General features: G+C 71.2%; 21 protein-coding genes, 3 tRNA genes and 2 pseudogenes. 7 read left to right on the top strand and 19 right to left on the bottom strand.

Annotated features, from left to right (window positions below):
• Window positions 1-5 precede the first annotated feature (5 nt).
• Window positions 6-632 carry a maleylpyruvate isomerase N-terminal domain-containing protein gene (locus MF408_RS10670; RefSeq protein WP_240251336.1) on the bottom strand — a complete coding sequence of 209 codons (627 nt, stop codon included), beginning with the start codon at window positions 630-632 and terminating at the stop codon, window positions 6-8.
• Window positions 633-918: 286 nt separating this feature from the next.
• Here MF408_RS10670 and MF408_RS10665 point away from each other — a divergent pair, with 286 nt between their 5' ends.
• Together MF408_RS10665 and MF408_RS25290 are read left to right on the top strand one after the other, a co-directional pair.
• Window positions 919-1,827 carry a hypothetical protein gene (locus MF408_RS10665; protein WP_240251335.1) on the top strand — a complete coding sequence of 303 codons (909 nt, stop codon included), beginning with the start codon at window positions 919-921 and terminating at the stop codon, window positions 1,825-1,827.
• Complete coding sequence (locus tag MF408_RS25290) at window positions 1,824-3,803, top strand: BTAD domain-containing putative transcriptional regulator (RefSeq protein ID WP_275693403.1); 1,980 nt, start codon at window positions 1,824-1,826, stop codon at window positions 3,801-3,803. The genes MF408_RS10665 and MF408_RS25290 overlap by 4 nt, the downstream gene beginning before the upstream one ends.
• Window positions 3,804-3,895: 92 nt before the next feature.
• Here MF408_RS25290 and MF408_RS10650 read toward each other — a convergent pair whose 3' ends face one another.
• Entirely contained in the window at window positions 3,896-4,402 is a 507-nt protein-coding gene (locus MF408_RS10650; protein ID WP_240251334.1) for a GNAT family N-acetyltransferase, read from the bottom strand.
• A 744-nt stretch (window positions 4,403-5,146) separates the two neighbouring features.
• On the opposite strand from MF408_RS10650, the gene MF408_RS10645 reads away from it, so the two are divergent.
• Window positions 5,147-6,346 (top strand): MFS transporter, encoded by a 1,200-nt coding sequence (locus MF408_RS10645; protein ID WP_240251333.1) that lies wholly within the window; start codon window positions 5,147-5,149, stop codon window positions 6,344-6,346.
• A 442-nt stretch (window positions 6,347-6,788) separates the two neighbouring features.
• Here the strand turns inward: MF408_RS10645 and MF408_RS10640 are convergent, their stop codons facing one another.
• Together MF408_RS10640 and MF408_RS10635 are read right to left on the bottom strand one after the other, a co-directional pair.
• Window positions 6,789-8,225, bottom strand: a complete 1,437-nt coding sequence (locus MF408_RS10640; protein WP_240251332.1) for a HAMP domain-containing sensor histidine kinase — start codon at window positions 8,223-8,225, stop codon at window positions 6,789-6,791.
• Window positions 8,222-8,933, bottom strand: a pseudogene (locus MF408_RS10635) (response regulator transcription factor). Before MF408_RS10635 ends, MF408_RS10640 begins: the two are co-directional and overlap by 4 nt.
• Window positions 8,934-9,254: 321 nt before the next feature.
• Between MF408_RS10635 and MF408_RS10630 the strand changes: the two are divergent.
• On the top strand, window positions 9,255-9,650 hold the full coding sequence (locus tag MF408_RS10630) for a nuclear transport factor 2 family protein (RefSeq protein ID WP_240251331.1): 396 nt from the start codon (window positions 9,255-9,257) through the stop codon (window positions 9,648-9,650).
• Between the two features lie 75 nt (window positions 9,651-9,725).
• Here MF408_RS10630 and MF408_RS10625 read toward each other — a convergent pair whose 3' ends face one another.
• The 6 genes from MF408_RS10625 to MF408_RS10600 form a co-directional block, all read right to left on the bottom strand.
• The gene (locus MF408_RS10625) at window positions 9,726-10,445 is read right to left on the bottom strand and encodes a trypsin-like peptidase domain-containing protein (RefSeq protein WP_240251330.1); all 720 of its coding nucleotides are present in this window, start codon (window positions 10,443-10,445) and stop codon (window positions 9,726-9,728) included.
• A 455-nt stretch (window positions 10,446-10,900) separates the two neighbouring features.
• Window positions 10,901-11,518, bottom strand: coding sequence for a GTP pyrophosphokinase family protein (locus MF408_RS10620; RefSeq protein WP_240251329.1), 618 nt, complete (start codon window positions 11,516-11,518; stop codon window positions 10,901-10,903).
• A 103-nt stretch (window positions 11,519-11,621) separates the two neighbouring features.
• A complete protein-coding gene (locus MF408_RS10615) occupies window positions 11,622-11,891 on the bottom strand; it encodes a hypothetical protein (protein WP_240251328.1) in 270 nt (89 codons plus the stop codon).
• Window positions 11,888-13,036 (bottom strand): CotH kinase family protein, encoded by a 1,149-nt coding sequence (locus tag MF408_RS10610; protein WP_240251327.1) that lies wholly within the window; start codon window positions 13,034-13,036, stop codon window positions 11,888-11,890. The genes MF408_RS10615 and MF408_RS10610 overlap by 4 nt, the downstream gene beginning before the upstream one ends.
• Window positions 13,023-13,364, bottom strand: a complete 342-nt coding sequence (locus MF408_RS10605) for a VTC domain-containing protein (protein WP_345893937.1) — start codon at window positions 13,362-13,364, stop codon at window positions 13,023-13,025. The genes MF408_RS10610 and MF408_RS10605 overlap by 14 nt, the downstream gene beginning before the upstream one ends.
• 501 nt (window positions 13,365-13,865) lie before the next feature.
• Entirely contained in the window at window positions 13,866-14,492 is a 627-nt protein-coding gene (locus tag MF408_RS10600; protein ID WP_240251325.1) for a DUF4956 domain-containing protein, read from the bottom strand.
• Window positions 14,493-15,073: 581 nt separating this feature from the next.
• Between MF408_RS10600 and MF408_RS10595 the strand changes: the two are divergent.
• Together MF408_RS10595 and MF408_RS10590 are read left to right on the top strand one after the other, a co-directional pair.
• A pseudogene (locus MF408_RS10595) lies at window positions 15,074-16,313 on the top strand (IS256 family transposase).
• 408 nt (window positions 16,314-16,721) lie between these two features.
• Window positions 16,722-16,880: a helix-turn-helix domain-containing protein gene (locus MF408_RS10590; RefSeq protein ID WP_240251324.1), complete on the top strand. Its 159-nt coding sequence runs from the start codon at window positions 16,722-16,724 to the stop codon at window positions 16,878-16,880.
• Between the two features lie 2,023 nt (window positions 16,881-18,903).
• Here MF408_RS10590 and MF408_RS10585 read toward each other — a convergent pair.
• The 6 genes from MF408_RS10585 to MF408_RS10560 form a co-directional block, all read right to left on the bottom strand.
• Entirely contained in the window at window positions 18,904-19,950 is a 1,047-nt protein-coding gene (locus MF408_RS10585; protein ID WP_240251323.1) for a site-specific integrase, read from the bottom strand.
• A gap of 190 nt (window positions 19,951-20,140) precedes the next feature.
• Window positions 20,141-20,377, bottom strand: a complete 237-nt coding sequence (locus MF408_RS10580; protein WP_240251322.1) for a helix-turn-helix domain-containing protein — start codon at window positions 20,375-20,377, stop codon at window positions 20,141-20,143.
• Between the two features lie 235 nt (window positions 20,378-20,612).
• Window positions 20,613-20,685: transfer RNA gene (locus MF408_RS10575), tRNA-Arg, on the bottom strand.
• A gap of 449 nt (window positions 20,686-21,134) precedes the next feature.
• On the bottom strand, window positions 21,135-21,638 hold the full coding sequence (locus tag MF408_RS10570; RefSeq protein ID WP_240251321.1) for a hypothetical protein: 504 nt from the start codon (window positions 21,636-21,638) through the stop codon (window positions 21,135-21,137).
• A gap of 592 nt (window positions 21,639-22,230) precedes the next feature.
• Window positions 22,231-22,321 (bottom strand) — tRNA-Ser (locus MF408_RS10565).
• 301 nt (window positions 22,322-22,622) lie between these two features.
• Window positions 22,623-22,892, bottom strand: coding sequence for a hypothetical protein (locus MF408_RS10560; RefSeq protein ID WP_240251320.1), 270 nt, complete (start codon window positions 22,890-22,892; stop codon window positions 22,623-22,625).
• Window positions 22,893-23,034: 142 nt separating this feature from the next.
• Between MF408_RS10560 and MF408_RS10555 the strand changes: the two genes are divergently transcribed.
• Window positions 23,035-23,123: transfer RNA gene (locus MF408_RS10555), tRNA-Ser, on the top strand.
• A 9-nt stretch (window positions 23,124-23,132) separates the two neighbouring features.
• Here the strand turns inward: MF408_RS10555 and MF408_RS10550 are convergent.
• From MF408_RS10550 to MF408_RS10540, 3 genes are read right to left on the bottom strand one after another with little or no spacing between them, the layout of a single operon-like run.
• On the bottom strand, window positions 23,133-23,357 hold the full coding sequence (locus MF408_RS10550) for a biotin/lipoyl-binding carrier protein (protein WP_275693402.1): 225 nt from the start codon (window positions 23,355-23,357) through the stop codon (window positions 23,133-23,135).
• A gap of 39 nt (window positions 23,358-23,396) precedes the next feature.
• On the bottom strand, window positions 23,397-24,434 hold the full coding sequence (locus tag MF408_RS10545; RefSeq protein ID WP_240251318.1) for a hypothetical protein: 1,038 nt from the start codon (window positions 24,432-24,434) through the stop codon (window positions 23,397-23,399).
• 11 nt (window positions 24,435-24,445) lie between these two features.
• The gene (locus MF408_RS10540; protein ID WP_240251317.1) at window positions 24,446-25,255 is read right to left on the bottom strand and encodes a carbon-nitrogen hydrolase family protein; all 810 of its coding nucleotides are present in this window, start codon (window positions 25,253-25,255) and stop codon (window positions 24,446-24,448) included.
• Between the last annotated feature and the right edge of the window lie 4 nt (window positions 25,256-25,259).

Genomic DNA, 25,259 nt, shown 5'->3' with positions numbered 1-25,259 from the left:
CGCGGTCAGGAGAGCAGCGGCAGGGCCGGGTCGTCGGTCGCCGTACGTCCGGTGGCGGCGCGGACCAGGTCGAGACCGGTCCACCCTGCGGGGCGCCCGGTGGCCTGCTGGTAGGCGTCGGCCAGGACCGCGGCGACCCGGTCGACCGCTGCCGGCAGCAGCGGCGAGGTGCGGTCGGGGCCGAGCAGCCGGTGGAGGTCGTCGCCGTGGGCGACCAGCTCGAGCAGGCGGGTCAGCAGGAAGTCGTCGCTGCGCAACGGGCCACGGCGGCCGAGCACGACCGGCGGCAGGCCGACCTCGAGCGCCTGCCAGGCCTGCGCCGCGAGTGCGTCGATGCCGGCCAGCTCCTCACCCTGCAGCGAGGTCGCGAGCACGGAGGTGTCCGTCGCGATCTGCTCTTGCGCCGGGACGTAGCCGGCCACGTAGCGGCCGACGTCGATGGGATGCTGGTCGGTCGCCGGCGTGACCTCGGCGACCATCCGGAGGCCGTAGCCGAGGTGGACGACCAGGTCGGCGACGGTCCAGCCGCCGAGGCCCGACGGCTCGGCGGCACGGTCGAGGACGCGCTCGGTCTCGAGCCAGGCGCGCAGCACGTCCCACTGCCTCCGCAGGAGCAGCGCGGTCTCGGTCATCGGCGTTCCTCACGGGTCGGCGGCAGGCCGGGCGGGGTGGTCACGGTCGACACCCTAGGCAGCCCGCTGACAGGCGGCTGACCGCGCGGACCGTCCGGCGGTGGCGTCGGTCGGGCTCGGCGGCTGGGGGCCGGCTGTCAGCCGGTCGTCAGCGCGGGCGACGACGCTGGCCGTGCTCGTGATGCCCGTCGGCACCGGGTGCGATCCGGCGGCGACGAGGCGGACGGGCGGCTACTCTTCGACCGGGTCCGCTGCGGCGGGTCCCCGCAGTGAGGCAGGTGTCGTCATGAGCCATCCCGCCGGCTCCCCCGAGGGTCGGTCCCGTCGCAGCGCCGAGCGCGCCCTGTGGCGGCTGGTCGAGGCCTACCACGCGCTCGTCTACTACGCCCCCGAGCGGCCGCAGGTCTACACCGCGCTCGGCCTCAAGGGCGGCTGGATGGGCTACTTCGCGACCCGGTCCGCCGCGCTCGGCGTGGTGCCCGCGGACGTGGTGACCGCATGCTTCCACGGCTTCGCTCCGCGGATGGTCGAGCGCGCCCTGCCGGATGCGTGGCGGTGGACGACGCCCGAGCAGGCCGCGGCCGCGCGGCTGACCGTCTTCGACCGTGCGGTACGGCGCCACCTCGGCGAGCGCGTCGACGCACCGGTGGTCGCCGAGCTGGCGTCACGGCTGGCCGGCGTCGTCGACGTACTGCCCTCCGCCGGAGCGCCGCTGTTCGCCGCCCACCGCAGCCTGCCGCGGCCCGTCGAGCCGCACCTCACGCTGTTCTGGGCGACGACCGCGCTGCGCGAGTTCCGCGGCGACGCCCACGTCGCCGCGCTCCGCACCGCGGGCCTCGGTCCGGCCGAGAGCAACCTGCTGATGGCCGCGCTCGGGCTGGTCCCCCACGACCAGCGCACCTACCGCGGGTGGACCGAGGACGAGTGGGCCGCGGCGGCCGCCACGCTGACCGCGCGGGGTTGGCTCGCCGACGACGGTTCGGTGACGGAGACCGGCCGGCGCGAGCGGGCCGCGATCGAGGACCGGACCGACGCGATGACGGCGCCGGCGTGGAGCCGGCTGGGCGACGACGAGCTCGCCGCGCTCACCGCCGACCTCGTCGCCGTCGCCGAGCCGATCGTCACCTCCGGTGGGGTGCCCTACCCCAACGGCATGGGCATGGCGCCGGCGGCCGAGGTGGCGGTGGCGGGGTGAGTGACGAGCCGCTGGTCCGCCTGCTCGGAGCGGTCACCGTCCGCCAGGACGGTGGACCGGACGTGGCGCCGGCGCGGCTGGACCGGGTGGTGCTCGCCCATCTCGTGCTCGCCGAGGGGCGGGCGGTGCCGGCAACCGCCCTCGTCGACGCGGTGTGGGGACCCGAGGCACCCGCCGGCGCGCGCAACGCGCTGCAGGTCAAGGTGTCCCGGCTCCGGCGACACCTCGGGCCGCACGGCGACGCGCTCCGGCACCACCAGGGCAGCTACCGCCTCGACCTCCCCGACGAGGAGGTCGACCTCCGCCTGTTCGCCGCGCTCGCCCGCACGGCGTCCGACGCACTCACCGCCGGCCGTGCGGAGGACGCGGCCGCGACCGCGGAGCGGGCGCTGGCGCTGTGGCAGGGGCCGCCGTTGGCCGAGCTCGACGAGCACCCCCGGCTCGTCGGCGCCCGCGCGCGGGCGGCCGAGCAGCGGGCGGCGCTCATGGAGCTCGCCGCGGAGGCCGGGCTCGCGTCGGGGACCGGCGCCACAGGTCCGATCGAGGTGCTCCGCGAGCTGCTGGCGGAGGACCCGCTGCGACCGCGGTCCCGGCTCCTCCTGATGCGGGCCCTGGACAGGGCGGGGCGCCGAGCGGAGGCGCTCGCCGTCTACGACGTCGGCCGCCGGGTGCTCGCCGAGCAGACGGGACTCGCTCCTCCGGTGGAGCTGCAGGAGGAGTTCGAGGAGCTCCTGGCAGCCGAACGCGGCGCCGCCCGACGCGAACGGGCCCACGTCCGCGTGCACACCGTGCCGGCCGGAGCGATGGACACCGCGCGCTGGCTCGCCAGGGACGGTGCGGTCGACGCCGCCGTCGAGCTGGCCCTGCGCGGGTCGTGGTGGTGGTGGCTGGGCGGACGCCGCTCCGAGGGCCGCGACCTGCTGGAGGAGCTCGTCGGCATCACCGCCGCCGACGGCGGCGACCGGCCGTCGGTGCTCGGCGCGATCGCGTGGCTCGCCGTGTTCGACTCGGTGACCGCCGGCGCGGAGCAGGCCATCGCGGCCGGCGAGTCAGCGCTGCGGGAGGCGAGGGACCTCGGCTGGGGCAGGCACGAGGCGGTGGCTGCCGTGCTGCTCGCCGAGCGGCTGCTCCAACGCGGGGAGCCGCGGCGCGGACAGCTGCTGCTGGAGACCGGACGGGCCACGTTCGCCCGGGCGCAGGACCGGTGGGGCCTGGCGCTCGTCGGCCTGACCGCGGCGAAGGCCGACCTCCAGCGGGGCGCCGTCGCGCCGGCCGCTGCCGGGGGACGAGCGGCCCAGCGGGCGTTCGAAGAGCTCGACGACGCGGCCGGGCAGATGATGGCGATGGACCTGCTCGGCTACTGCGCCGAGGTCGTCGGCGACCTGCCGGCCGCGGCGCGGACCCACCGGCGGGCGCTGGCGCTCGCCCGCGACGTGGGCGCACCGGAGTGGCAGGCGACGCAGCTGACCCGGCTCGGTTCGGTGCAGGCGCTCCTGGGCGCCGAGCAAAGCCTCACCACGCTCCGGGCGGCGGTGCAGCTGGCGCGCACGATTGGCTCGGCCGCCGGGACCGCCCTGGCCGAGAACGGGCTGGGCCTGGCCAGCGGCCTGGTCGGTGACCACGACAGGGCGGCCGAGATCCACGCCGGCACCCTCGCCTGGTACGAGCAGCAGGGCTCGCCCGCGGGCGTCAGCTACACCGCCGGACGGCTCGCCCTCGAGCTCGCCGCCACCGGGTCCGAGGATGCGTCACGCCTCGCGACCCGGTCGGTGGACCTCGCCGGCCGCACCGGCGACCCCCCGCGCGATCGCGCACGGCCTCGAGGCCTGGGCGCTCACCCACGACGAGGCGCCCGCCCGCGCCCGCGCCCTCGGCGGCGCCCGGGCGCTGCGACAGTGGACCAGCTCACCCCTGCCGGCGGTGATCGCCGCGTCGCTGGCAACGGCGCAGCGCCGGCTCGCCGCGGAGCTGGGTGACGAGCTCCTCCCCCGGCTCCGCGAGGGCGCGCGGGAGGCGCGGGCCCTGGCCGCGTTGGGCGGCTCGTCCTGACGCTCACCGAGGCCGGCGGTCAGCAGACCTCGACGAGGAGCGCGGCGCCGACAGCCGTGCGGCCCAGCCGGCTGACGAGCCGGAGCGCCCGCCCGTTCGCGGCCTCGACGACAGCGACCGGGGTGACCCCGGCGACCGATGCCTCCGCAAGGACGAGGTCCAGGAGGCGGGCGCCGACTCCGCGGCCCTGCCAGTCGTCGCGCACCAGCACGCCCAGCTCCCACGTCCTGCCGGCACGATCGGGCAGCGCGACGGCCACCGCCACCAGGGACGGCTCCCGGCGACCGTCGACAAACGCTCCCGCGGCGCAGCCCTCCCACACCGCCTCCCGCACCAGGCCCACCAGCACCGCCGCCGGGTCGGCGACGTGGCCGAAGAACCGGTCCCGTAGGCACCGCTCCGAGCAGCCGGCGACCAGGTCCGCGACAGCCCCATCGTCGCCCGGCCAGAGGTGCCTGACGGTGGGCGTCTGGCTCGGGCTGGTCGAGGTGGCCGGCGGTGCGACGCGGTCGACGGTCGTTCGCATGCAGCGAGCGTGCGCGACGCCGCTGACCCACCGCTGACGTCGGCCCTCCGGCACGCGCGGGAGAGGCCCGGAGTACGCCGCGACGGGCGCGTCGGACCGCGCTGGAGCGATGACGGCCGCGATTGCGAACCTCGCCTGCGGCACCCTCGCCGAATGAAGCCGGGGGCCGGCCCCGCCCCTAGGCTGGGCGCATGGGACGACCCCCGCGTTCCGCCGTCGACGTCACCCGTCGCGCCGTGCACCTCTTGGAGCTCCATCACGAGCGCACGTTGGACCGGTCCGACGTCGAAGCGGTGCTCGTGGCGCACGGAGAGGGTCCGGAGATCAGCCTCGGCCCTCGAGACGTGGCCGGTGTCGCCGAGGTGTGCGAAGAGCTGCGCGCGCTGTTCGCGTTGGACTCGGTGGACGACTGGGCCGCAGCGGTGAACCGGATGCTGGAGCGCTGGGCGGTGACCCCGCGCCTGGAGCACGAAGGCGTCGGCTGGCACCTGCACGCCGACCCCCGGATCGGGGATGGGCGCAGTGGTTCGCCTCCTCGACCGCGCTCGCGTTGGCGATCCGGATCGCCGAGACCAACCGCCGGGTCGGCGGGCTGTGTGCCGCGCAGGATTGCCGCCGGCCCTTCCTGGACCCCGGACGGGGCGCGCCTCGCCGGTTCTGCTCGACCCGGTGCTCGAATCGGGCTCGTGTCGCCGACCACCGGTCCCGACAAGGCGAGTGAGCAGCATCTTGTAACGTATATCCGTGGATATCCGTTACCGCGAGGTGCCACTCCCGTGGCTGGCCGGCGCGTCCCTCGCCCGGCTCGGTGACGAGATGGCGGCGCCGGCCCTGCTGCTGGGCGTCGCCGGCACCGGGGGCGGCCATGCCCAGGCCGCCGCTGCTGTCTCAGTCCTCACCCTGGGTTGCGCGCTCTCCGGTCCGGTCGTAGGGCTCGGGCTGGACCGCGCCCGCCGGCCGACGTACCTCATCGCTGCGGCCATGACGTGGGTGGCTTTGCTGCTGGTGGTCGTCGCCACCATTCCCGCTCCGACTTGGCTGCTGCTGGTGACCGCCTTCGCCGCTGGCTGCGGGACCCCGGCAGTGCTCGGCGGCTGGACTGCCCAGCTGCCGACACTCGTCCCCCCGGACCGCCTGGACAAGGCAGCGGCCGTCGATGCGGCCACCTACAACGTCGCCGGCATCATCGGGCCGCTCCTCGTGGCCGGCGTCGTCTCCGCCACCTCGGCGGGTGCGGCGTTGCCGGCAGCGGTCGCCGCCCTGGCCGCCGGGATCCCGGCCGCTCTCTGGGCAGCGCGGACGGCGCCGGTGCCGGGCGCTGGGGAGGCAGCGGGCAGAGCCGGCCTCGGAGCCGACACCCTGGCCGGCCTCCGCACGCTCCTGCTGCTGCCACGGCTGCGGACAGCCACCTTCTCGACGACCGCCGGCTACCTCGGGCTGGGCATGGCCTTCGTCGCCACACCCCTCGTCGCGGTGGAGGAAGGCGCCTCCGAGGACGCGGCCGGTGTCCTCCTGGCCTGCTTGTCCGTGGGCGCGCTGCTCGGCGTCGCCGCGATGACCCGCGTCCAACGCGCCGCCCGGTCAGCGCTGCGCACCGTGGTCGTCGGCACCGCGGCGACGGGAGTGCTCCTGCTGGCCGCGGCGACGACTCCCGGCTGGCCGGTCCTCTGCGCCCTGCTGGTCGCTGCCGGCGCCGCCGAAGGGATGGTCTTCACCGCCACCCTGCTCGTTCGCCATCGGGAGGCGCCCAGCGGCGCACGCAGCAACGTGCACACCACCGCTGCCAGCCTCAAGCTCGCCGCGTTCGCGGCCGGCGCCGCCTCCGGCGCGTTCCTCACCGGCGGCGCCAGCCTCCTGCTCGCGGCCGGAGTCGTCCACGTCGGAGCCGCGGCGGCGGTCGCGGCACCGACGTTCAGGCGCACGATGCGGGTCGAACGGCACTGAGCAGCCCGACCGACCTTCGCGTACTGCCCCCGTCGCGACAGGGCAGGGCGCCCAGATTCGCGCCCGCACAACGGAAAGAGCCCCGGACCGTTGGGCCCAGGGCTCTTCGGGAGGCTGTCGCTATCGCCCACCTGCTGCGCGCCTGTAGGGATTCGAACCCCAAACCTTCTGATCCGTAGCTAGGCCCGGGTAGGTCAGTAGCCGTCTCGGCGCGCCCTCAGACGACCCGTCAGTTGATGCAAAGTACCAGGTCAGCGGCCCCTCGGGTCCGATGTCGGAGTCAGTCGGCTCTATGCGGACCCGGTCGGCTCGACACCCCATTTCAAGAGTTTTTCAGCCGTTGATGGGCCGGACGAGAGGCCCGGGGATGGGAGGACCGAGCATCCGCCAGGGGGAAGCCAAATCCGCCCGCTCATAGCCGATGTGGGCGTGTGCGGCCCCGTCAGCCGGGATCCTCGCTGAGGCTCACATCGATCCTTGCACCCGCTCGGGCACTGTGCAACGACACCGACCCGCCGTGGGCTCGGACGATCGCTTCGACAAGGGCGAGCCCGAGGCCGGCGCCACCCTCCTCCCGGGTGCGTGCGGAGTCGCCGCGTGTGAAGCGTTCGAAAGCTGCACCGGCCAGTTCTGGTGGGAAGCCGGGACCGTCGTCGGAGACAGTGAATCCGTCTGCGCGGCCGGTCACGGTGACGGTGGTTCCGGCCGGGGTGTGCTTGCGCGCGTTGGTGAGCAGGTTGGTGACAACCTGGTGCAGCCGCTGCTCGTCGCCGGTGACCTCGATCGCCTGCTCGGGTAGCTCGAGTCGCCAGTGGTGCTGCGGTGCGACGACGCGTGCGTCCGCGACCGCCTCGAGGAGGAGGCGGGTGAGGTCGACCGTGTCTCGGCGCAGCGGTCTTCCGGCGTCGAGGCGGGCCAGCAGCAGCAGGTCCTCGACTAGGTGAGTCATCCGCGCCGACTCCTCCTCGACCTTGGCCAGGGCCGCGACCGAGGTCACTGGGTCGTCCGGCCTGCGTCGGGCCAGTTCGGTGTAGCCGGTGATCGTGGCGAGGGGGGTGCGTAGCTCGTGGGACGCGTCGGCGACGGATTGGCGCACCTGCTGCTCGCTGCGGTGCCGCGCATCCAGCGACGTCTCTACGTGGGCCAGGAGGGTGTTGAGCGCTGCGCCCACCCGGCCGACCTCGGTCTGCTCGTCGGTGAGGTGGTCGGGGACCCTCTCCGTGGGACCGACCTCGCCGCTGGAGAGCGGCGTCGCGGCAACCGCGCGCGCGGTCGCGGCCACCTCTCGAAGGGGACCGAGCTGGCGGCGTACGACGACGGTGGCGGCTCCGCCTGCGACCATGACCGCGAGCAGTCCGAGGAGGACCTCGGTCCACACCAGAGCGGCCACTGCGTCGTCCACGTCTGCGGTGGGCAGCCCGACCACCCGATCTTGACCGTCGTCGGTCCCGAGCACTCGGTAGCTCCCCAAGCCTTCCAGCTGGACGTCGTGCGGGCGCCCGTCGAGCGGGACGTCGGCGAGCTCGTCGAGAACGTTCTCGTCGAGGACCTTCACCGTGAACCTGTCCTCAGAGTCCACGGTCAGGTAGAAGCCCTCATAGACGCCGGAGGCAGAGATGTAGACGTTCAGCGTGCCGAGGTCTTGGGGCGGGCGCCGATCGGCGCCAAGCCCGATGTCATCGGGGGTACCGGCCGGCAAAGGGGCGCCGGGGAACTGGCCTGCGCGGTCGGCGGCCTCGACGAGGTCGCGGTCGAGTTGTTGGGTCAGAGAGTGCCGCATCATGAGGGTGGTCGCCAGGCCGAGTCCCAGTGCCACCACTGCCACGAGTGCGACCGCGGTGACCGTCAGCCGCGAGGTCAGGGAGCGGAACCGCCTCACGGCGCAGGCTTCAGCACGTAGCCGGCACCACGCATGGTGTGGATCATGGGCTCGCGGCCCGCGTCGATCTTCTTGCGCAGGTACGAGATGTAGAGCTCAACGACGTTGGCCTGGCCGCCGAAGTCGTAGTTCCAGACGCGGTCGAGTATCTGGGCCTTGCTGAGCACGCGGCGCGGGTTGCGCATGAGGAAGCGCAACAGCTCGAACTCGGTTGCCGTCAGGGTGACTTCCTCGTCTCCGCGGAAAACTCTCTCGGCTGTCCTCGTCGAGGGTCAGGTCGCCAACGACGAGAACGGAGGACCTGGCGGTCGGCCGCGCGCCTGCGCGCCGGACGAGCGCTCGCAGCCGTGCGACGACTTCCTCGAGCGAGAACGGCTTGGTGACGTAGTCGTCACCGCCCGCGGTCAATCCGGCCACTCGGTCCTCGACGGCGTCCCGGGCGGTCAGGAACAGCACCGGGATGTCGGGGTCAGTCGTGCGCAGCCGACGTAGCACCTCGAGTCCGTCGAAGTCGGGAAGCATCCAGTCGAGCACGATCACGTCGGGTCTGTGCTCCTTGGCGGCCGTCACAGCACGGACGCCTGTGTGGGCCATGATCGCGTCCCAGCCCTCGTAGCGCAGCGCCATCACGACCAGCTCGGCGATGTTGACCTCGTCATCGACGACGAGCACGCGCAAGGGCGTACCGTCAGGCCTCGTCAGTTCCACAGGCACATCCTCATCCCTCGGACTGTGCGTTCCCTGTGAAACCACTGTGGATCGACACACTCACGCGTCGCCGCCATCACCGAGCGCGGCAAGCTTCGCCGGGGTTGTGGGATCGCGCTCGGTGCTGGACGGTCATCGGTCCGGCTGCGACGAGCCGCCCACCTGGACAACGACAATGCTGGCCGTGCCCTTGACGGCCCGAGATTGCGCGCGGTCCTACGGTAGACGAGGTTGGCCATCCGGCGGCGCGTCCGCTCAGGGTCCACCCACGCCCGGCCAGTCTCTGAGGGTCCACACGAACACCGCCGACAGGGAGAGCAGATGCCCACGGCCAGCCAGAGCGTCGAGACCGTCCAGAAGTTTCTCGAGACCGCCTTCGGACAGGGCCGACCGCAGGACGCGGTGGACGCCTACGTCGGGGACCACTACATCCAGCACAGCCCGCAGGTCAGGGACGGCAAGGAGGGCTTCATCGAGATGGCCACCGAAATGGCTAAGTCGGCGGGCACCTTCTACCCGGAGACCAAGCTGGTCGTCGCCAACGAGCAGTACGTCGTGATGCTGACCCACTTCGTGATGACCGACGGATCGACTCCCGGTCGAGCCTTCGTCGACATCATGCGTCTGGATGACAACGGCAAGATCGTCGAGCACTGGGACGTCTCCGAGGGCATTCCGCCCGCCGAGGACTTCGCCCACGGCAACGGGATGTTCTGACCCGTCACGTGGCACCGTCGAGGGGGCGTCTCCGTGCTGCCGGCGACGCCCCTCCGGACGCCTGGTGAGCCCGGCCTACGCGACCGGTGCCCTGCCGAGGGTCACCGTCGCCGAGTGCGCGGAGCCGTCGGCGTCCTGCCACGAGACGGTCACCTCTTCGCCAGGCGAGTGGCTCGTGACGGCCCGGCGGAGCTCCGCCTGAGTGGAGACGCGCCGGGATCCCAGAGCCGTGAGGGTGTCGCCCGCAGAGAGACCGGCGCTCTCGGCCGCAGATCCGTCGACGACATCTACCAGCTGCAAGCCCGTTCCCATCGTGACGCCCAGGAAGGCGTCGTACCCGATGCTCACTCCGCCGGCGGCGTCACCGGAGAGCACCTGGTCGAGGACGCGCAGCACACGCACTATCGGGATCGCGTAGCCCGCGATGTCGGCTCCGCCACTCGAGGCGGCGACGGTCATGCCCACGACCTGCCCTGAGTCGTTCGTCAGGGCGCCACCGGAGTCCCCGGACACGACGTCGGCGTCGACCTCGATGAGCCGGCGCAGGCGCGACCGCTGCCCGGTCTGTTCGTCCGTGACGGTGATCGACGTGCGCTCGTCGGTGACCGTTCCGGAGGCCGAGGTGAGCGTGCCGCCGTCGCCGCCGGCGTCTCCGACGGCGGTGACGGTGTCGCCGGCCTCGACCGGCGAGTCGGCGAGCTCTACGGTCTGCAGTCCACTGGCTCCGCCCAACTGCAGGACCGCGACGTCCCCTCCGCGCGTCCGAGCCCACGATTTCAGCGCGGTAGGTCTCACCCGTGTCAGGGATGGTGACTTCGAGGTCGGTCGCGTGCTCGACGACATGGTGGTTCGTCACGACGATGCCCTCGCCGTCTACGACCATGCCGGTTCCAGCCGCCTCGCCCTGGCCGAAGTTCACTTCACTGGTGATCGTCACCAGACCTGCGGACTGGTCGGCGGTCGCGACGGACGTGTCGAGGGTCGAGGTCGTGGGCCGCCTGGGCGTGCCCCAGGGCCCGGGCGCCCAGGGGGCGCGCCCGGCCAGGGGTCCGCTACGAGCTCGACGTCTGTCGTCGACGGGCCGTCGGCGACGGCCGGCGTCACTGGGACGAGAGAGAGGGAGAGACCAAGAGCGGTGGCAGTCAGAATGGTGAGTGGTCGATTCATGCGCCCGATGCTGGCCGTCGACCTTGTGTGTCCCCTGTGCCGTGAATGAGTGCCTGGTATGCCTTCGATGCGGCGGAGGACAGTCATGGACGTCGAGCGTCCGAAGACGCGCTGGCGCGGTGAATCTCGGAATGCAATGCCTGCATGCTGGCGTCCAGGGCGGCTGCGGTGGCAGCGGCCCCTCTCAGTTCACGGAGCATCTGGTCCGGCACCTCGCCCTGGAACTTGTAGTAGATCTTGTGCTCCATGCTCGCCCAGAAGTCCATCGCCACGGTGCGGAACTGGATCTCCACCGGCACACGGATCTGACCCGTGGAAAGGAACACCGGGACTTCGACGATCGCGTGGAGACTCTGGTACCCGTTGGCTTTCGGCGCCGCGATGTAGTCCTTGACCCGGCGGATGGAGACGTCCTCCTGACGGGTGAGGAGGTCGAAGAGCCTGTAGACGTCCTCGACGAAGCTACAGGTGACACGGATCCCGGCAATGTCGGTGATGTGCTCTCGGAGCGCCTCGAGCGTCGGAGGTCCGTCCTGGGAGACCAGTCCGCGTCGCTGCACCTTGGCCACGATGCTCTCGGCGGTCTTGACCCGGCTCGAGACGTGCTCGATGGGGTTGTAGTCGTGCAGGTAGAGGAATTCGTCTCGCAGGATCGACAGTTTGGTCTCCAACGCGCGCAGACCGAACTCGTACTCCAGCACGAACCGCTGGAGCCTGCCCTGACTGGCCAGCCACCCCGCGCTCGGAGCCTCGACGGGCGAAGGTCTACCGGAGTGCTGCTCGGCTGTCACCACGCCGTCTCCATCAGGACGTCCCACCCTGCTGGGCGGAGTCGTCGACCGCGCGGCCGTCGAAGTAGGACGCGATCTGGTCTGCCTCCTCCTCGATCGTGTCGGCCGCGACGAGGTCGGATGCTCCCTCCTGGAGCACCTCCGTCCACTGGTCAAGGATCTCCTGCGCCGTACCGCTGTCGTACAGCTCCTGCTGGAGGCGTGCGACAGCGTCGTCGTACAGAGCGGCGAACTCGGGGGTCTCGCGGAAACGCTCCGAGAGGACGTTGCCGCCGCCCATCATGCCGGGGCCGTCGCCGCGTCCGTCGAACCCACCCTCGGGAGGCTCCATGCCCTCCGGAAGCTCCATGCCCTCGGGCGGCTCCATGCCCTCGGGAGGCTCGAAGCCCTCCGGCGGGTCGAAGCCCTCGGGGGAGCATCGTCCCCGTCCATGCCGGGGAAGCCGCCGCGGCCCATCCCCATGCCGCCGAACGCGAGGTTGTGGTCCCACGCCACGACAGTCATCCGTCCGGATTCCTCGTCCCAGCGCAGGTAGGAGTTGTTGCCGGGCCCGTCGATGTCGTCGAAGTTGCCCACCAGGTCCTCGAAGGCCAGATAGTTGGCGAAGGCCTCGACGTCGAGCCTCTGGTCCAACCCGTCGGCGAACTCCTCGTCCGAGGACTCCTCGAGCCATTGGAGGAACTCGGTGAGCGGTGCGTAGTCCTCGGCGCCGGCTTCGATGTCGAAGATGTCGGTGTATGCCTCGGCGTCCTCCCCTCGGTAGGACCAGTCGCCGCCTGCCTCGGACTTGTAGAGCGTCCCGTCGGTGCCGAAGGTCGCCTCGTCCCACTTGTTGTCGAGGTCCTGGACCACCAAACGGAGCTGCTCATCCTCGCCGTTGACCGAGAAGCGGGTGGCGACGGCCTCTTGGGACGCCAGTCCTGCTTCTGTCAGCAGGTCCAGTGCGACCGCCTCGTTGAGAGCCGTTTCGCTGTTGCTGGACCGCACGACGAACGACTCCCACCCCTCAAGGCTCTGCCCGTCGACGAACTGGTCCAGGTCGATGAGCCAAGGAAGGTCCGTGGCGGAGGCGTCCGCGTCGACCCCCCGGAGCGAGCTGTTGCCCTTCAACCGCATCCCGACGTCCCTGAACGTGGTGCCATCGATGGTGACGTCGGCTCGAATCCACTCCTTCTCCTCGCTCGACTCATACGTCTCGACCATCGCCCGGAACGCGTCGTCGTCGACGTTGATCGAGATGACGTGCACAACGTCGGCGTCCCAGACCGACTCGGCAGCAGCCGCTGACTCGACAGCCGCGCTGTCTTCGTCCTCGAAGGCAGCCTGGATCGACGTGCACCCGGCCAGTCCGGCCGACATCAACCCCAAGACGCTCATGGTCGCCACCCCACGCCTGAAGCGTCCGGGGCGGTGGTCACGGGAGATCATGGTGGGTCCTCTCGGTGATGGGCTCGTGCTGCAGATAGGGCTGGATCTCGGACCGGATGCGGTTCCATCGGTGGGCAGGGAGGTAGGGCATGAGCATCGACAGCCCGGTGCCGTACTTGGAGAAGCGCGTGGGGCGATGTCCGTGGCGCCACAGCACGCGGTCCACGCCCGTCGCCGCCCCGGCGGTCTTGGTCTCGACGACGGCGTGGGTGGGCAGACGGACCTGCTGGGACATCCAGGGGAGGGACCAGGTGAGATCGGTGTCGACCGTGAGCCGCGCGCCGCGGAGCGGCAGCCAGAGCGTCGTCCGGCGGTAGCCCGTGCGCAGGGTGGGGGACGAGGCCCGTCACGTCGACCTGGGCGAGCCGTGCGCATGCCAGCTCGTGGTGGACGAACCGGAGCTGCGCCTCGGAGAGCATGTCTAGCGGTCCGGAGAGCTGCCGCACGTCCACCGGCGTCCGGGTCTTGATCGTCTGCCCTCGTGCTCCGCGGAGCTTGACCTCGGTGAAGGCGAGACCGCTGTCGACGTAGGTGCGTGACCTGACCTTGAACCGACGCCGTCGTCGACGTGCAGCCATCCAGTAGCTGGTGAGCTCAGCCGTGTCCAGATAGGTGGAGGAGTACCGGTGCCGCCTCAGGCCGTCCACCTCGAGCACGCGGGCCTCCGGGTCCAGCTCAGCGACTCGTGCCACGAGGTTCGGTACGGCGCTCGCAGGGACGACGTACTTGCGGTCGGTGCGGGTCATCAGCGCCCCGGACGCCGCCAGGTCGTCGAGCGAGGCGGCCGGCAGGCCCGCGAGCGTTGCGTCCTCCTCGTTCAGCACCGCGCTCAAGGGGTGCCTCGCAGGACCGCGACGTCGGCGTCGTTCGAGCTTTGACCAGTGCGGGCGACGACGGGCTCTGGTCCTGTCGGCGTGGTGTCCGTCCACCGCACATCGACGAGCGTGGTGTCGTTCACGAGATCGACACGGGACACGACGACCTTGCGAACCGTGCCTCCGACGGCCGCCTCCAACGCCGCGACGAGTTCCCGCTGCCGGGTGTAGGCGCCATCCACCAGGACGGTCTGCTGATGGTCCCGCTTGAACAGCCTGGGGCTGTCCGCGACCGCGATGACCCCGACGATCAGCCCCATCAGCAGCACGGTCACAGGCAGCGAGACCGATCCGAGCCCGCCGAGCAGCCCCAGCGCCAGGGCTCCGAAGTAGTAGGCAACCTCGTGCTGTCCGAGCTCGAACGAGCGCAGACGGATGATCGACAGGACACCGAAGAGCCCGAGACCCAGACCGATGGTCGCGTCGCTCGAGATCAGCGCGGTCGTGACAGCCAGCACGCCGACGTTGACGCCGAGAAAGGCGACGAGTAGCTCCCGCCTCCGGTGTCGTGGGTAGTAGACGAGGAAGCCGAGAACGGCGATGGCTGCGGCATCGGCGATCGCGCTATACAGAACGTTCACGCGGGGACCTTTCGGTGTCTGGGTTGCGTCTTGCTGGTGAACGATGGCTACAGAGTCGGTGAAGACCCTCGGTTCCTCCTGTGAGCAACCTGTGTGTCACGTCCGTCGGGGTGGGGACCGGCCGAGGCTCCTCGCCGGAGCGGGTTGAGGTCGAGGCCGGAGCAACTGTTGGGCGACCTGTGGCAGTCCATCCATCAGTACGCCGCACCGGCCGATCGCACGGTGTGAAGTTCCGCCCTCAACTCGGCATGGGCGGCGCATCTCTTCGCTCGGCCGGCTTCACTCGGTGACGACGAGCTGCCGACGGGACCTCTCGCGATCTTGATCCGGTTAGGACGATCCAGACTCGTGCGAAATGGCCGGAGACACCGACGCCTACGCGTGTCCCCCGGATCTCGATCACGAAACGGAGTGCCACACACCTCTTGCATTCTCGGTCGGTATCCGTCCGACGTAATAGTGGAGTCCAGCAGAGTGGTGTACGACGGACCTGAGTGAGCGCGTGCCTCCAACGAAGGCGCGGCCACCGGGTGGATCCTTCGAGTGATCTCTCACAACCGACTCGAAGAAGGACACCAACGATGACCGCTGTGCCCAGTATTGACCTGCCCAGTTCCTGAACGAGCAGCTGCCCAGGCGAGCCCTGATCTGATGCGGGATCTGCTCACCACGTTCGTCAACGCGCTGTTGTCGGCGCAGGCCGACGCGGTGTGCGGCGCCGGCTACGGCGAACGGACCCCGGAGCGGGTCAACTCCCGCAACGGCTACCGCCACCGCGACCTCGACACCCGCGTCGGGACCCTCGATGTCGCCGTCCCGAAGCTCCGGCAGGGCTCGCTCTACCCTGACTGGCTGCTGGAGCGCCGCAAGCGTGCCGAGCGGGCGCTGACCTCGGTGGTGGCGACCTGCTACCTGCTGGGCGTCTCGACGCGGCGGATGGACAAGCTGGTCCAGACCCTCGGCATCAGTGGCCTGTCGAAGTCCCAGGTCTCGGTGATGGCCAAGGAACTGGACGAACATGTCGAGCAGTTCCGCACCCGCCGGCTCGAGGACGCCGGGCCGTTCACGTTCGTGGCCGCCGACGCCCGTTGAAGGTCCGCGAAGGCGGCCGCGTGGTGCCGGTCCATGTCCTCGTCGCGACCGGTGTCAACGCTGACGGACACCGCGAGATCCTCGGCGTCCAGGTCACCTCCGCCGAGGACGGTGCCGGGTGGTTGGCGTTCTTCCGCGACCTCACGGCCCGCGGCCTGTCCGGGGTCAAGCTCGTCACCTCCGATGCCCACGCCGGGCTGGTGTCCGCGATCGGCGCCACGTTGCCGGGTGCGGCGTGGCAGCGCTGCCGCACCCACTACGCAGCGAACCTGATGAGCCAGACCCCCGAAGTCGTCGTGGGGATGGGTCAAAGCGCTGCTGCACTCCATCTACGACCAGCCCGACGCCGAAGCGGTGCACGCCCAGTTCGACCGGGTCGTCGACGCCCTGGCCGAGAAGCTCCCAGCGGTGGCCGAGCACCTCGAGGAAGCCCGTGCCGACATCCTGGCATTCACCAGCTTCCCGAAGGAGATCTGGCGCCAGATCTGGTCCAACAACCCCAACGAGCGGCTCAACCGCGAGATCCGCCGCCGCACCGACGTGGTCGGCATCTTCCCCAACCGCGAATCCATCATCCGGCTCGTCGGCGCCGTCCTGGCCGAGCAGCACGACGAATGGGCCGAAGGCCGCCGCTACCTCGGACTCGACGTCCTCGCTCGCGCCCAAGCCGTCGACAACTCCACCGTCGTTGAGGAGGTGACCGCCGACCTTCAGGCCCTCACAGCCTGACCGACACGCCCAACCGAGGGATCAACCTCGTACACCACCCCAACGGACTTGACCGACGTAATCCCGCTCTGGGCTTGCGAGCCCGGCGTCCCCCTAGTGATCGAGGCCGGACGCGATCAGGTGTGACTCGCATCGCTACCGATTGAGACCGCCCGGGTGATCGCCGCCGGACCGCGTCTCCACATAGGTGACTGACCGGAATTCTCCGGGACTGACCCGAGGAGGAGAGCAGGGATGAATCGTGATGAGAACCAATCGGACCAGCCAGGACTCTGGGGCGAGTCCACCGAGAAGCAGCCCGCAAGTCGGCGCCGCCCTCGACGACGGCCGTCGGCCTCGTCGGAGGCGCCGAACACACCTGTCACCCAGGCCGCTCAGGCGCCGGTCGAGCTGGAGCAACTGTGGAGCGTGGACGACGTCGCAGCGTTCCTCGGCGTGCCGAAGAAGACCATCTACTCCTGGCGCACCGCCGGCAAGGGACCCAAAGGGTTCCGGGTCGGCAAGTACCTGCGCTGGCACCCACGTACCGTCCACGAGTGGTCTCTGCGCCAAGAGGACGACCAGTGATCAGGACATGCCCTCGGTGCGGCAAACAGTTCCCCCGTTGCCACCCAACCCACAGCTGGACGGCCTCGACGCTGGTGCAGCCCAACCTGCCGACGGCTTGCCTCGGAGGAACGACGAGCGGCCGAGCGGGGACAACAGCCGATCACCTACATCAAAGAAGCGACCGGCCTCGACGAGCGCGTACGGACAGTGCTCGGCTCCCCCAGCGCCTGCAGACGCATCCTTCGCGAGCTCGCCGACCGCGACGCCCGAGGCGGCCTCGACGACGCCAAGTGGAGCTCTGTCGCCGATGAGCTCGCCCGCCTCCGGCGCGCCGGCCAACCACCTCGTTGGCGGCGGTGAGCAATACGCCGGACAATTCACGACCGACAATGCACCAGGTGTGTTGCACTCGAAGTCCGGTCGCGCATCCCGGACCGGGAATGGTCCCATCGAGCCGCTGTCACGGATCGGCATTGAGCACCCAAAGCGATCTTTAGAGGATCTAGAGATGATGAAAGGGGCGCGCCGGTCCGGCCGTGGCCAACTCCGGCCAGCCCATGATCGACACGACGGTGCGAATGTCGAGATTCTGGAGCGGCAGAAGTTTCGCGGCAGCGTGCCGCGCGTCGTGTAGGCGAACGTGCCAGCGGCTGCGCCTTCAATGGAGGTTCCACAGTGTGGTCGCGCCCCGGATCGACTCGTTCTCCGTCTGCGGCCGGGAAGACGAGGTCGTAGGTGGCGTCCCGCCCTCCCCACGAGGACGAGACGCCAACGGAGCAGACGGCCGATACCCAGCAGCTGGGAGGGCGTCGCTGGGAGACGACCACCGCCACCGACGCTGGTACTACCTGCCGTAGCTATCTGCTGAGCCACGTCCGGGGACACCCCGGGTTCTCCGGCGATTCGGCACGCTCTCGAGTCAGCAACCTTCTCGGTAGCCCTCGATACGCACGACAGGGGATCCGGGTGGTCCGAAGCGGCCGTCTGGCGCGCTCCGCGCAGCCATCCGGCGGACGATCGCTTCGTCGGCGGTGCCCGCTCGGACCCTCACGAGCACGCCGCCAGCGCCTCGAGAGGCCGGCGCTGCGCGGAAACCACGCCGTGTCAGTCGCGCTTGCAGTCCTCGAAGCTGCTTGTCAGGTCCCAGGACATGTATGAACGTCTGCTGCACATCCGCCCCTGCAACCGGCACGCCAAGCACGGCGGAACGCGCCCGCCGCCATCTCACGACTGAGCTCCCGATGAGCATGTCGAGCCGATTCGCCGCCGCTCTCACGCGCTCTTCGATCGTTCTTGGTGCTCGGTGTTCACTGAGCGATTCGAGCGCTGAACTCTGGCGCTGCTGCTCGCGCACGATCCTGTCGGCCGCGGCCTTCACTTCCTTGGCGATGTCGCGGAGCGAACCATCGTGACGCGCGACCGACTCTCGGAAGCTCTCGAAGTCAATCGTGAACTGCGATCGCGCGGTCGGGCCGGATGGACCCTCGCAATCGATGGTCACAGTGTGCGCCATCGGTCCTGGTCGATTCACCAAGTCAGCCGAAGGACCCAACGTCCACGTGAACTCGCGACCGGGAGCCACCGACGGTAACCCGCGTTCGAGTCGCTCGTGCATGGCGCGCACGAACGGAGCCTCCCTCGAGTCGATGTCCGGAAAGGGAGGGGCGACCTTGATGACTACGTTGCGGGCGACAGTAGGTCCGGAGTTGCCGATGGCGAACTCCAGGTTCCACCCATTGGCCGATTGCACCCCTTACGTCTGCCCAGACGTAAGGCGCCGCGGCAGCTTCCGCAATCTCTCGCTGCAGGGCGGTCTGCCTCTTCATCTCCCGCACCTGGAACAAGACGAAGAGCGCTGAAGCAAGGGCGGCCGCCGCCGCGGCAGCGGCAATCGTGGTTCCCATTGTCGCAACGTAGCGTGCGTCATTACTGCGCCGGAGCACCTTCGCCCTTATGCCGGACCGCCCGGAGGCGAGCTCGGGATGATGCAGCGAGGCCGCTGTCGACACGGGCGGAACGCCTTTGCGTTGGCTCGCAATGGCTACATGCCGGTCCGTTCCTCCCACAACAGGGCGCCCATCTGACGAGCTGCCCTCCGGCGCAGTTCGTCGACGGCGTGTGTGTAGCGCTGGGCTGTGGCCATCTCGGTCCACCCCATGATGGACATGACGGTTCGGATGTCGACGTTCTGGAGCAGCAGCAGTGTAGCGGCAGTGTGCCGGGCGTCATGAAGACGGACGTCCCGCAGACCGGCCGCTCTGAGGAGTGCCTTCCACTCGGCGTGGTCGCGCGCCGGATCGATGAGGCCACCGTCGACTGCCGGGAAGACGAGGTCGTAGGTGGCGTCCCAGGCTTTGCCGGCGGCGAGGCGTCGGCGATTGACCTGGGCGCGGTGCGCGCGGAGCTCCTCAACCAAAGGGGCGGGCAGGACGATGGTGCGCTTGGACGCCTTGGTCTTCGGCTCGACCAGAACCAGGCCTCCGCCCCCGCGGCGGGGGCACTCGGCGCCGCGCTTCCGGTCGCACGAAGGTGAACCGTCGACAAGCGAGCACCCGTGCTTCCAGGTGTGGCGCTGGACCGAGCGGCGCACGCGGAGGACGCCGTCGTCGAGGTCGACATCGCTCCACAGGAGTCCGAGCGCCTCGCCCTGGCGCAGGCCGAGGGAGAGCGCGATAGACCAGCGGGCCGGATGAAGCGTGTCCTGCGCGGCGGCGATGACGCGCCGGCTCTCCTCGACCGAGAGCGGTTCGACCTCGACGTCCTCGGCACGCGGCGCCCGTGCCACCAGGGCCGGGTTGAGAGCGAGCCGTCGACGGCGGACCGCCTCGTTCAATGCGGAGCGCAGGACACGGTGGACGGCCCGGACGACATGTGTCGAGTGTCCGTCAGCCTGGAGGAGCCGGTAGTGGGCTTCGAGGTGCTCGGGGCGAAGCTCGCTGAGCCTCCAGTGGCCGAGGTGAGGGATGACGTGGCACTTCATCTGGCTGCGGTAGGTCGACAGCGTCTTCCAGCGAGCGGTCATGGGCAGCACGGTCTCGAGCCAGTGCTCGAGCCACTCGGCGAGGGTGAGGTCGTCGCGGGTCCACACGTAGGTGCCGGCGTCCCTGCTGCGCTCGAGCTCACGCACGGCTTCGCGCAGCTCGTTCTTGGTACGTCGCTGCAGGTGCTTGCGCTCTGTGGTGCCGTCGGGTCGCCGGCCCATCGTCACGCGGGCGTGCCAGTGACCGTCGGCACCGCGGTACAGCGTGGAGGTGGTTTGCTCGGCAGGCTTGCGGGGTCTACTCATCGCGGACCTCGCCGTCGGGATCGCGCATCTGGGCGATGAACCGCTCGAGCTCGCGGCGCTCGACGCGGACCGAGCGGCCCAGGTGGACGACGCGGAGCCGGTGGCTGGCGACGTGGCGCTCGACGCTTCGCCGCGCGCAACGCAACTGGCGGGCGGCCTCGTCGAGGGTGAGCAGCAGGGTGTCGGCTGCGGTCGCGGACAGGGTGCTGGGGTGGGTAGTGGTCTCCATGTGACACCTAGGTGCGGAGACCGTCGCCGGGCGATCACCGGTCCGGGGGGACGTGGGGGGACGCTGCCCGATCTCGGGGGGACGCAGCGGGGGGACGCGACACGCCGCGACCCGGGCCGACACGAGGACGCCGCAGAGTTTTTGGGCCGGTTTTGAGACGGTGAAGGCCCGCTCCCCTGTCGGGGAAGCGGGCCTCTGAACCTGTTTGCGCAGGTCATGCGGTGAATCCGATCTGCGCGCCTGTAGGGATTCGAACCCCAAACCTTCTGATCCGTAGTCAGATGCTCTATCCGTTGAGCTACAGGCGCCCGCCGCCCGTATCGGGCGACCGCACGAGGATAGCCGAGGCGTCGGCGCGATGCCGAATCGGCCCGTTGTGGGATCATGACGGAGGGGCACGGGAGAGCAGGAGGGTGGGGTGGCCGGCTACGAGCCCGGAGACCGCGAGCTGTTCGAGCGCGAGGCGATCGAGCTGTACGACGCGATCGTGCAGGAGGGCGGCGTCGCGCCGACGGACGAGCGGCTGGCCGACGGCAGCCAGGCGAAGACCGCGCTCGACCTGCTCGCCGAGCTCAACCTGGTGCAGCTCGACCGGCAGGACGGCGTGTGGCGGGCGCTCGAGCCGGCCAATGTGCAGTCGCGGGTGGTGACGCCGCTCAGCTCCGAGGGGGCGCGGCTGCTCGACGAGTCGGCGCGGTGGGCGCGGGCGTTCCAGTCGATCACGACCAGCTGGCGCCGGTCACCGGCCGCGCAGAGCTCAGGGCCGTTCACCTACCTGCACAACGAGGCGATCAACCCCTACCTCACCACGCTCGTCGCCGAGGCGGAGGAGGAGCTGCTCACCGCGCAGCCGCAGACCGGCCGCGACGCACAGTCGATCGCCACCGCTGCCCTGCGCGACACCGAGGCGCTCGAGCGCGGCATCCGGATGCGCACGCTCTACCAGCACAGCGCGCGCCGCAGCACGACCACGCAGAAGTACGTCGCCGCCGTCACCGCCCGCGGCGCGGAGGTGCGCACGCTCGACGAGTTCTTCAACCGGATGATCGTCGTCGACCGCCGGGCCGCGGTGATCCCGGCCGCCGACACGCTCGCCACGGCGGTCGTCGTACGGGAGCCCGCCGTCGTCGCCTACCTCATCGACGTCTTCGAGCGGGCGTGGGCGCGCGGCCGGCCGTTCGTCAACGCCGAGGAGACCACGGTCCGCGAGATCGCTGCCGAGCAGCGGGCGATGACGATCCGGATGCTCATCGCCGGTCACTCCGACGCGGTGAGCGCGAAGCGGCTCGGGGTCAGCCCCCCGCACCTACGCCGGCTACGTGGCCGACCTGAAGGCGGAGTACGACGCCGAGACCCGGTTCCAGCTCGGCTACACGATGGGCAAGCTCGGCATCTCGGGCAACGAGCTCGCCGAGGACGGTCGCGGCTCGGGAGAGCCGGCGAACGGGGGACGACTAGGGCCGACCGCCCGGGGCGCCTCCCCGGGCGGCCGGCCCTCAGCTGGTCTGCGGCGTCGAGCCGCTCAGCGCCCGGCGACGCGGCACGCGCCGCCGCAGCCCCAGCCGGTGTCCATCGCCTGCGCCGGCGCGGCGACCGCGCCGAGGCCGACCACGGCGGTCACCGCCGCCACGACCAGCGCGGCCCTACGTGCGATCTCCCCTCATGGAACCCTCCAGGTGTGCGGGGGTCGTGCCCGGCCCCCGGCCGACATGTCATGCCGCTACTACCCAAACACCCCGCGGCCGAAACGTCCATCCGCAGGCGGGAGAATTATCGGTCCCGACTCCGTCCGTACGCCGACCGGGCCGGGTACGACGACGCCCCCCGGCGAGCGGGCTCACCGGGGGCCGACGCGGAGGCGGCGGGATTTGAACCCGCGAGAGGGTTTGAGCCCTCAACCCGCTTAGCAGGCGGGCGCCATAGACCGGACTAGGCGACGCCTCCCCACCGACCGGAGCACCGGTCGGCGGAGACAGGCTACAAGGGCCCGCCTGCCCGAGCCGAATCGGCCCACGGGACCGCCCGCCGGCTCGCTGCCGACCCGGCCGCGCCCGGTCGGCTCCGCCGTCAGCGCGACGCGCGGCGCAGGTGGTCGCGGACGTCGCGCGCGAAGTCGTCCTTGTCGGCGGCGAGCAGCGCCACCGGCACGGTCGTCGAGCGGCCGTCGCGGAGACGGAGCACGACGGCCTGGACGCCCCCGGCTGCGCCGCCACCGCGGTCTCGACCTCGCTCCAGCGGGCCTCGGTCACCCCGGCGCCGCGCACCATCCGCACCCGGTAGCCCCCGGGGTCAGGCGCACGACCGCCACCCTGGTCCGCAGCCACCAGGCGAGGACGCCGAGGCCGACCACGCCGACGACGAGCAGCACCACCAGCACGTCGGGCGTGATCCCGACGGCCGCGACCACCAAGGTCGCGGTGAGGATCACGATCGCGAACGACACCAGGTAGAGCCCGACGAACCGGGCCACCACGACCGGAGCCATCCGGTAGTCGACGGGCGCTGTGCTGCTCACGGGTCGATTCAACACGCCCGGCCGGCCGGCCCCGGAGCCGACCCCACAGCCGGCCTCGGAGCCGACCGCGCCCGGGCGTGCCGACGTACCGCCGGTGCCGCGACGTCTCTACACTCGACGCCCCGGGGACGCTGTCCCCTCGGGAGAGGTGCCGGAGTGGCCTATCGGAACCGCCTTGAAAGCGGTCGTAGGGGAGACCTACCGCGGGTTCGAATCCCGCCCTCTCCGCCAGCCGGGCGCTCAGCCCAGCTCGACCAGCAGGTCGCCCTCCTGCACGACGTCGCCGGCGGAGACCTTCACCGCCCGCACCACGCCGTCGACCTCGGCGATCACCGGGATCTCCATCTTCATCGACTCCAGGAGGAGCACCGTGTCGCCGACGGCGACGCTGTCACCGACCGCGACGTCGACCGACAGGACGTTCGCGACCATCTCGGCGCGGATCTCAGCCGTAGCAGTGCCCATGGGACGCGACGCTAAGGGTTACCGCGCGGTACGGCGAAGTCACAGCAGCGGCGCGGTGCGCCGCGGCTCCGGTCGCACGGCCGCGGCCTGCTCGGCGACCCGGCTCCGCCGGCCGCGGTTGCCGGTCAGCGCGAGGTCGAGCCGGATGATCACGAACGCCAGCACCAGGCCCACCACGAGCGCGTAGAGCGGCGAGAGCACGACCTCGCGCAGCTCCACCGCCGGGTTGCCGAGCGACGTCGCCACCGGCGCCGTCGCCGCGACGCCGAACGCGCACACCCACCAGCCCTGCCGGCGCCGGGCGCGCATGTGGCAGCCGTAAGCCAGGGCCGGTACGCCGAGCACGGCGATGATCGGGCGCGGGAACGCGCCCAGCTCCTGACGGCTCCACTGCACCCGCGCGACCAGCGAGTCGACGAGCCCGGTCGAGCCGTAGCGGCGCAGCAGCTCGGCGTAGAGCAGGCTCGCCGCCAGCAGCACCGCGCCCACCGCGACGACGATCAGCCCGCGGCGACCCAGCCCGTGGAGGCCGGCGCCGAGCCGGAAGACCAGCACGACGGCGCCGAGCAGCGCCAGCCCGAGGCCGGCGTACTCGAAGCGGAGCACGTCGATCGTCGGCTCGTAGCCGACCGCGGCCATCGCGCCGACCGCGGCGATCACGAGCGCGACCAGGCACTCGCGGACAGCCGCGGGGAAGCCCTTGGCCGGCACCGTGGACATCACCCCGAGCACGCCGGCGACCGCCGCCGTCAGCACCGCCGCACCGGTCTCGAGCACCTGCTGGTCGGTCAGCACCGTGGCCAGCCCGAGGGCGAGGGCGAGCGTGCCGAACACAACCGGCCGCCCGCCCGTCCGCGCCGCCAGCGCCCACGCGTAAGTGCCGGTCACCGTCACCGCACCCGCCGGGCCGAGCCACGCCGGGCCGACGGGCAGCATCGCGCAGACCAGGCACGCGGTCGCGGCAGCGACCAGGACCAGCCACGTGACGACCGGCAGCGGGGACGCGGCGATCCGCGCGACGCGTCGCTCCACGCCCGCCACTCGCCGCTCGGCGCGGGTCGGGCTGCGGCGGGACACGGGCGGTCAGCCTACAGACGGCGGTTGGCGAGCGAGGGGTTGGTACGACGGGCCTCGGCGAGGACCGCACGGTCCAGCTCGGCGGCCACGACGACCGGCTGGTCGGGTGCTCCCCCGTCCGCGTCGGCCACCACGTCGCCGAGCGGGTCGACGACCATCGAGTGGCCGGTGTAGCGCGGCGCCGGCTGGCCGACCGCGGCGACGTAGACGGTGTTCTCCACCGCCCGCGCCGTGACCAGCGTCTGCCAGTGCCGCACCTTCCGCGGCCCCGCCACCCACGCGGCCGGCACCACGATCAGCTCCGCACCGGCGTCGACGAGACGGCGGGCGAGCTCGGGGAAGCGCAGGTCGTAGCAGGTCATCAGGCCGACCCGCCAGCCGCTCACCTCGACCACGCACGGCTCGACCGGACCGGGCGTGAGCCGGTCGGACTCGCGGTAGCCGAACGAGTCGTAGAGATGCACCTTGCGGTAGTCGGCCTCGGCGGCACCGCGGACGACGAGCGTGTTGAACGGCCGCTGCGGGTCGGCGCTCCGCTCGAACATCCCGGCGACGACCGTGCAGCCGCGGTCGCCCGCCACCCGCGCCACCTCGGTCGCGAACGGGCCGTCGACCGGTTCGGCGTACGCACTGACGTCGGAGCCGGCCTCGCCGAAGTCGCGCGCGAACGCCTCGGGGAACGCGACTAGGTCGGCGTCGCGCGGCGCCAGCCGGTCGAGGGCGGCGCGGTTGGCGTCCGGCTCGAGGCCGGAGGCGGCCTGGACGAGGGCCACGCGGAGACGGCCGGTGTCGGCGGTGGTGTCGGCGGTGGTGTCGGTCACCCCT

The organism is Nocardioides sp. TF02-7 (assembly GCF_022437945.1).
GTDB lineage: Bacteria > Actinomycetota > Actinomycetes > Propionibacteriales > Nocardioidaceae > Nocardioides.
The sequence above is the reverse complement of the archived record's forward strand: the minus strand, read 5'-3'. Positions and strand labels throughout refer to the sequence as shown.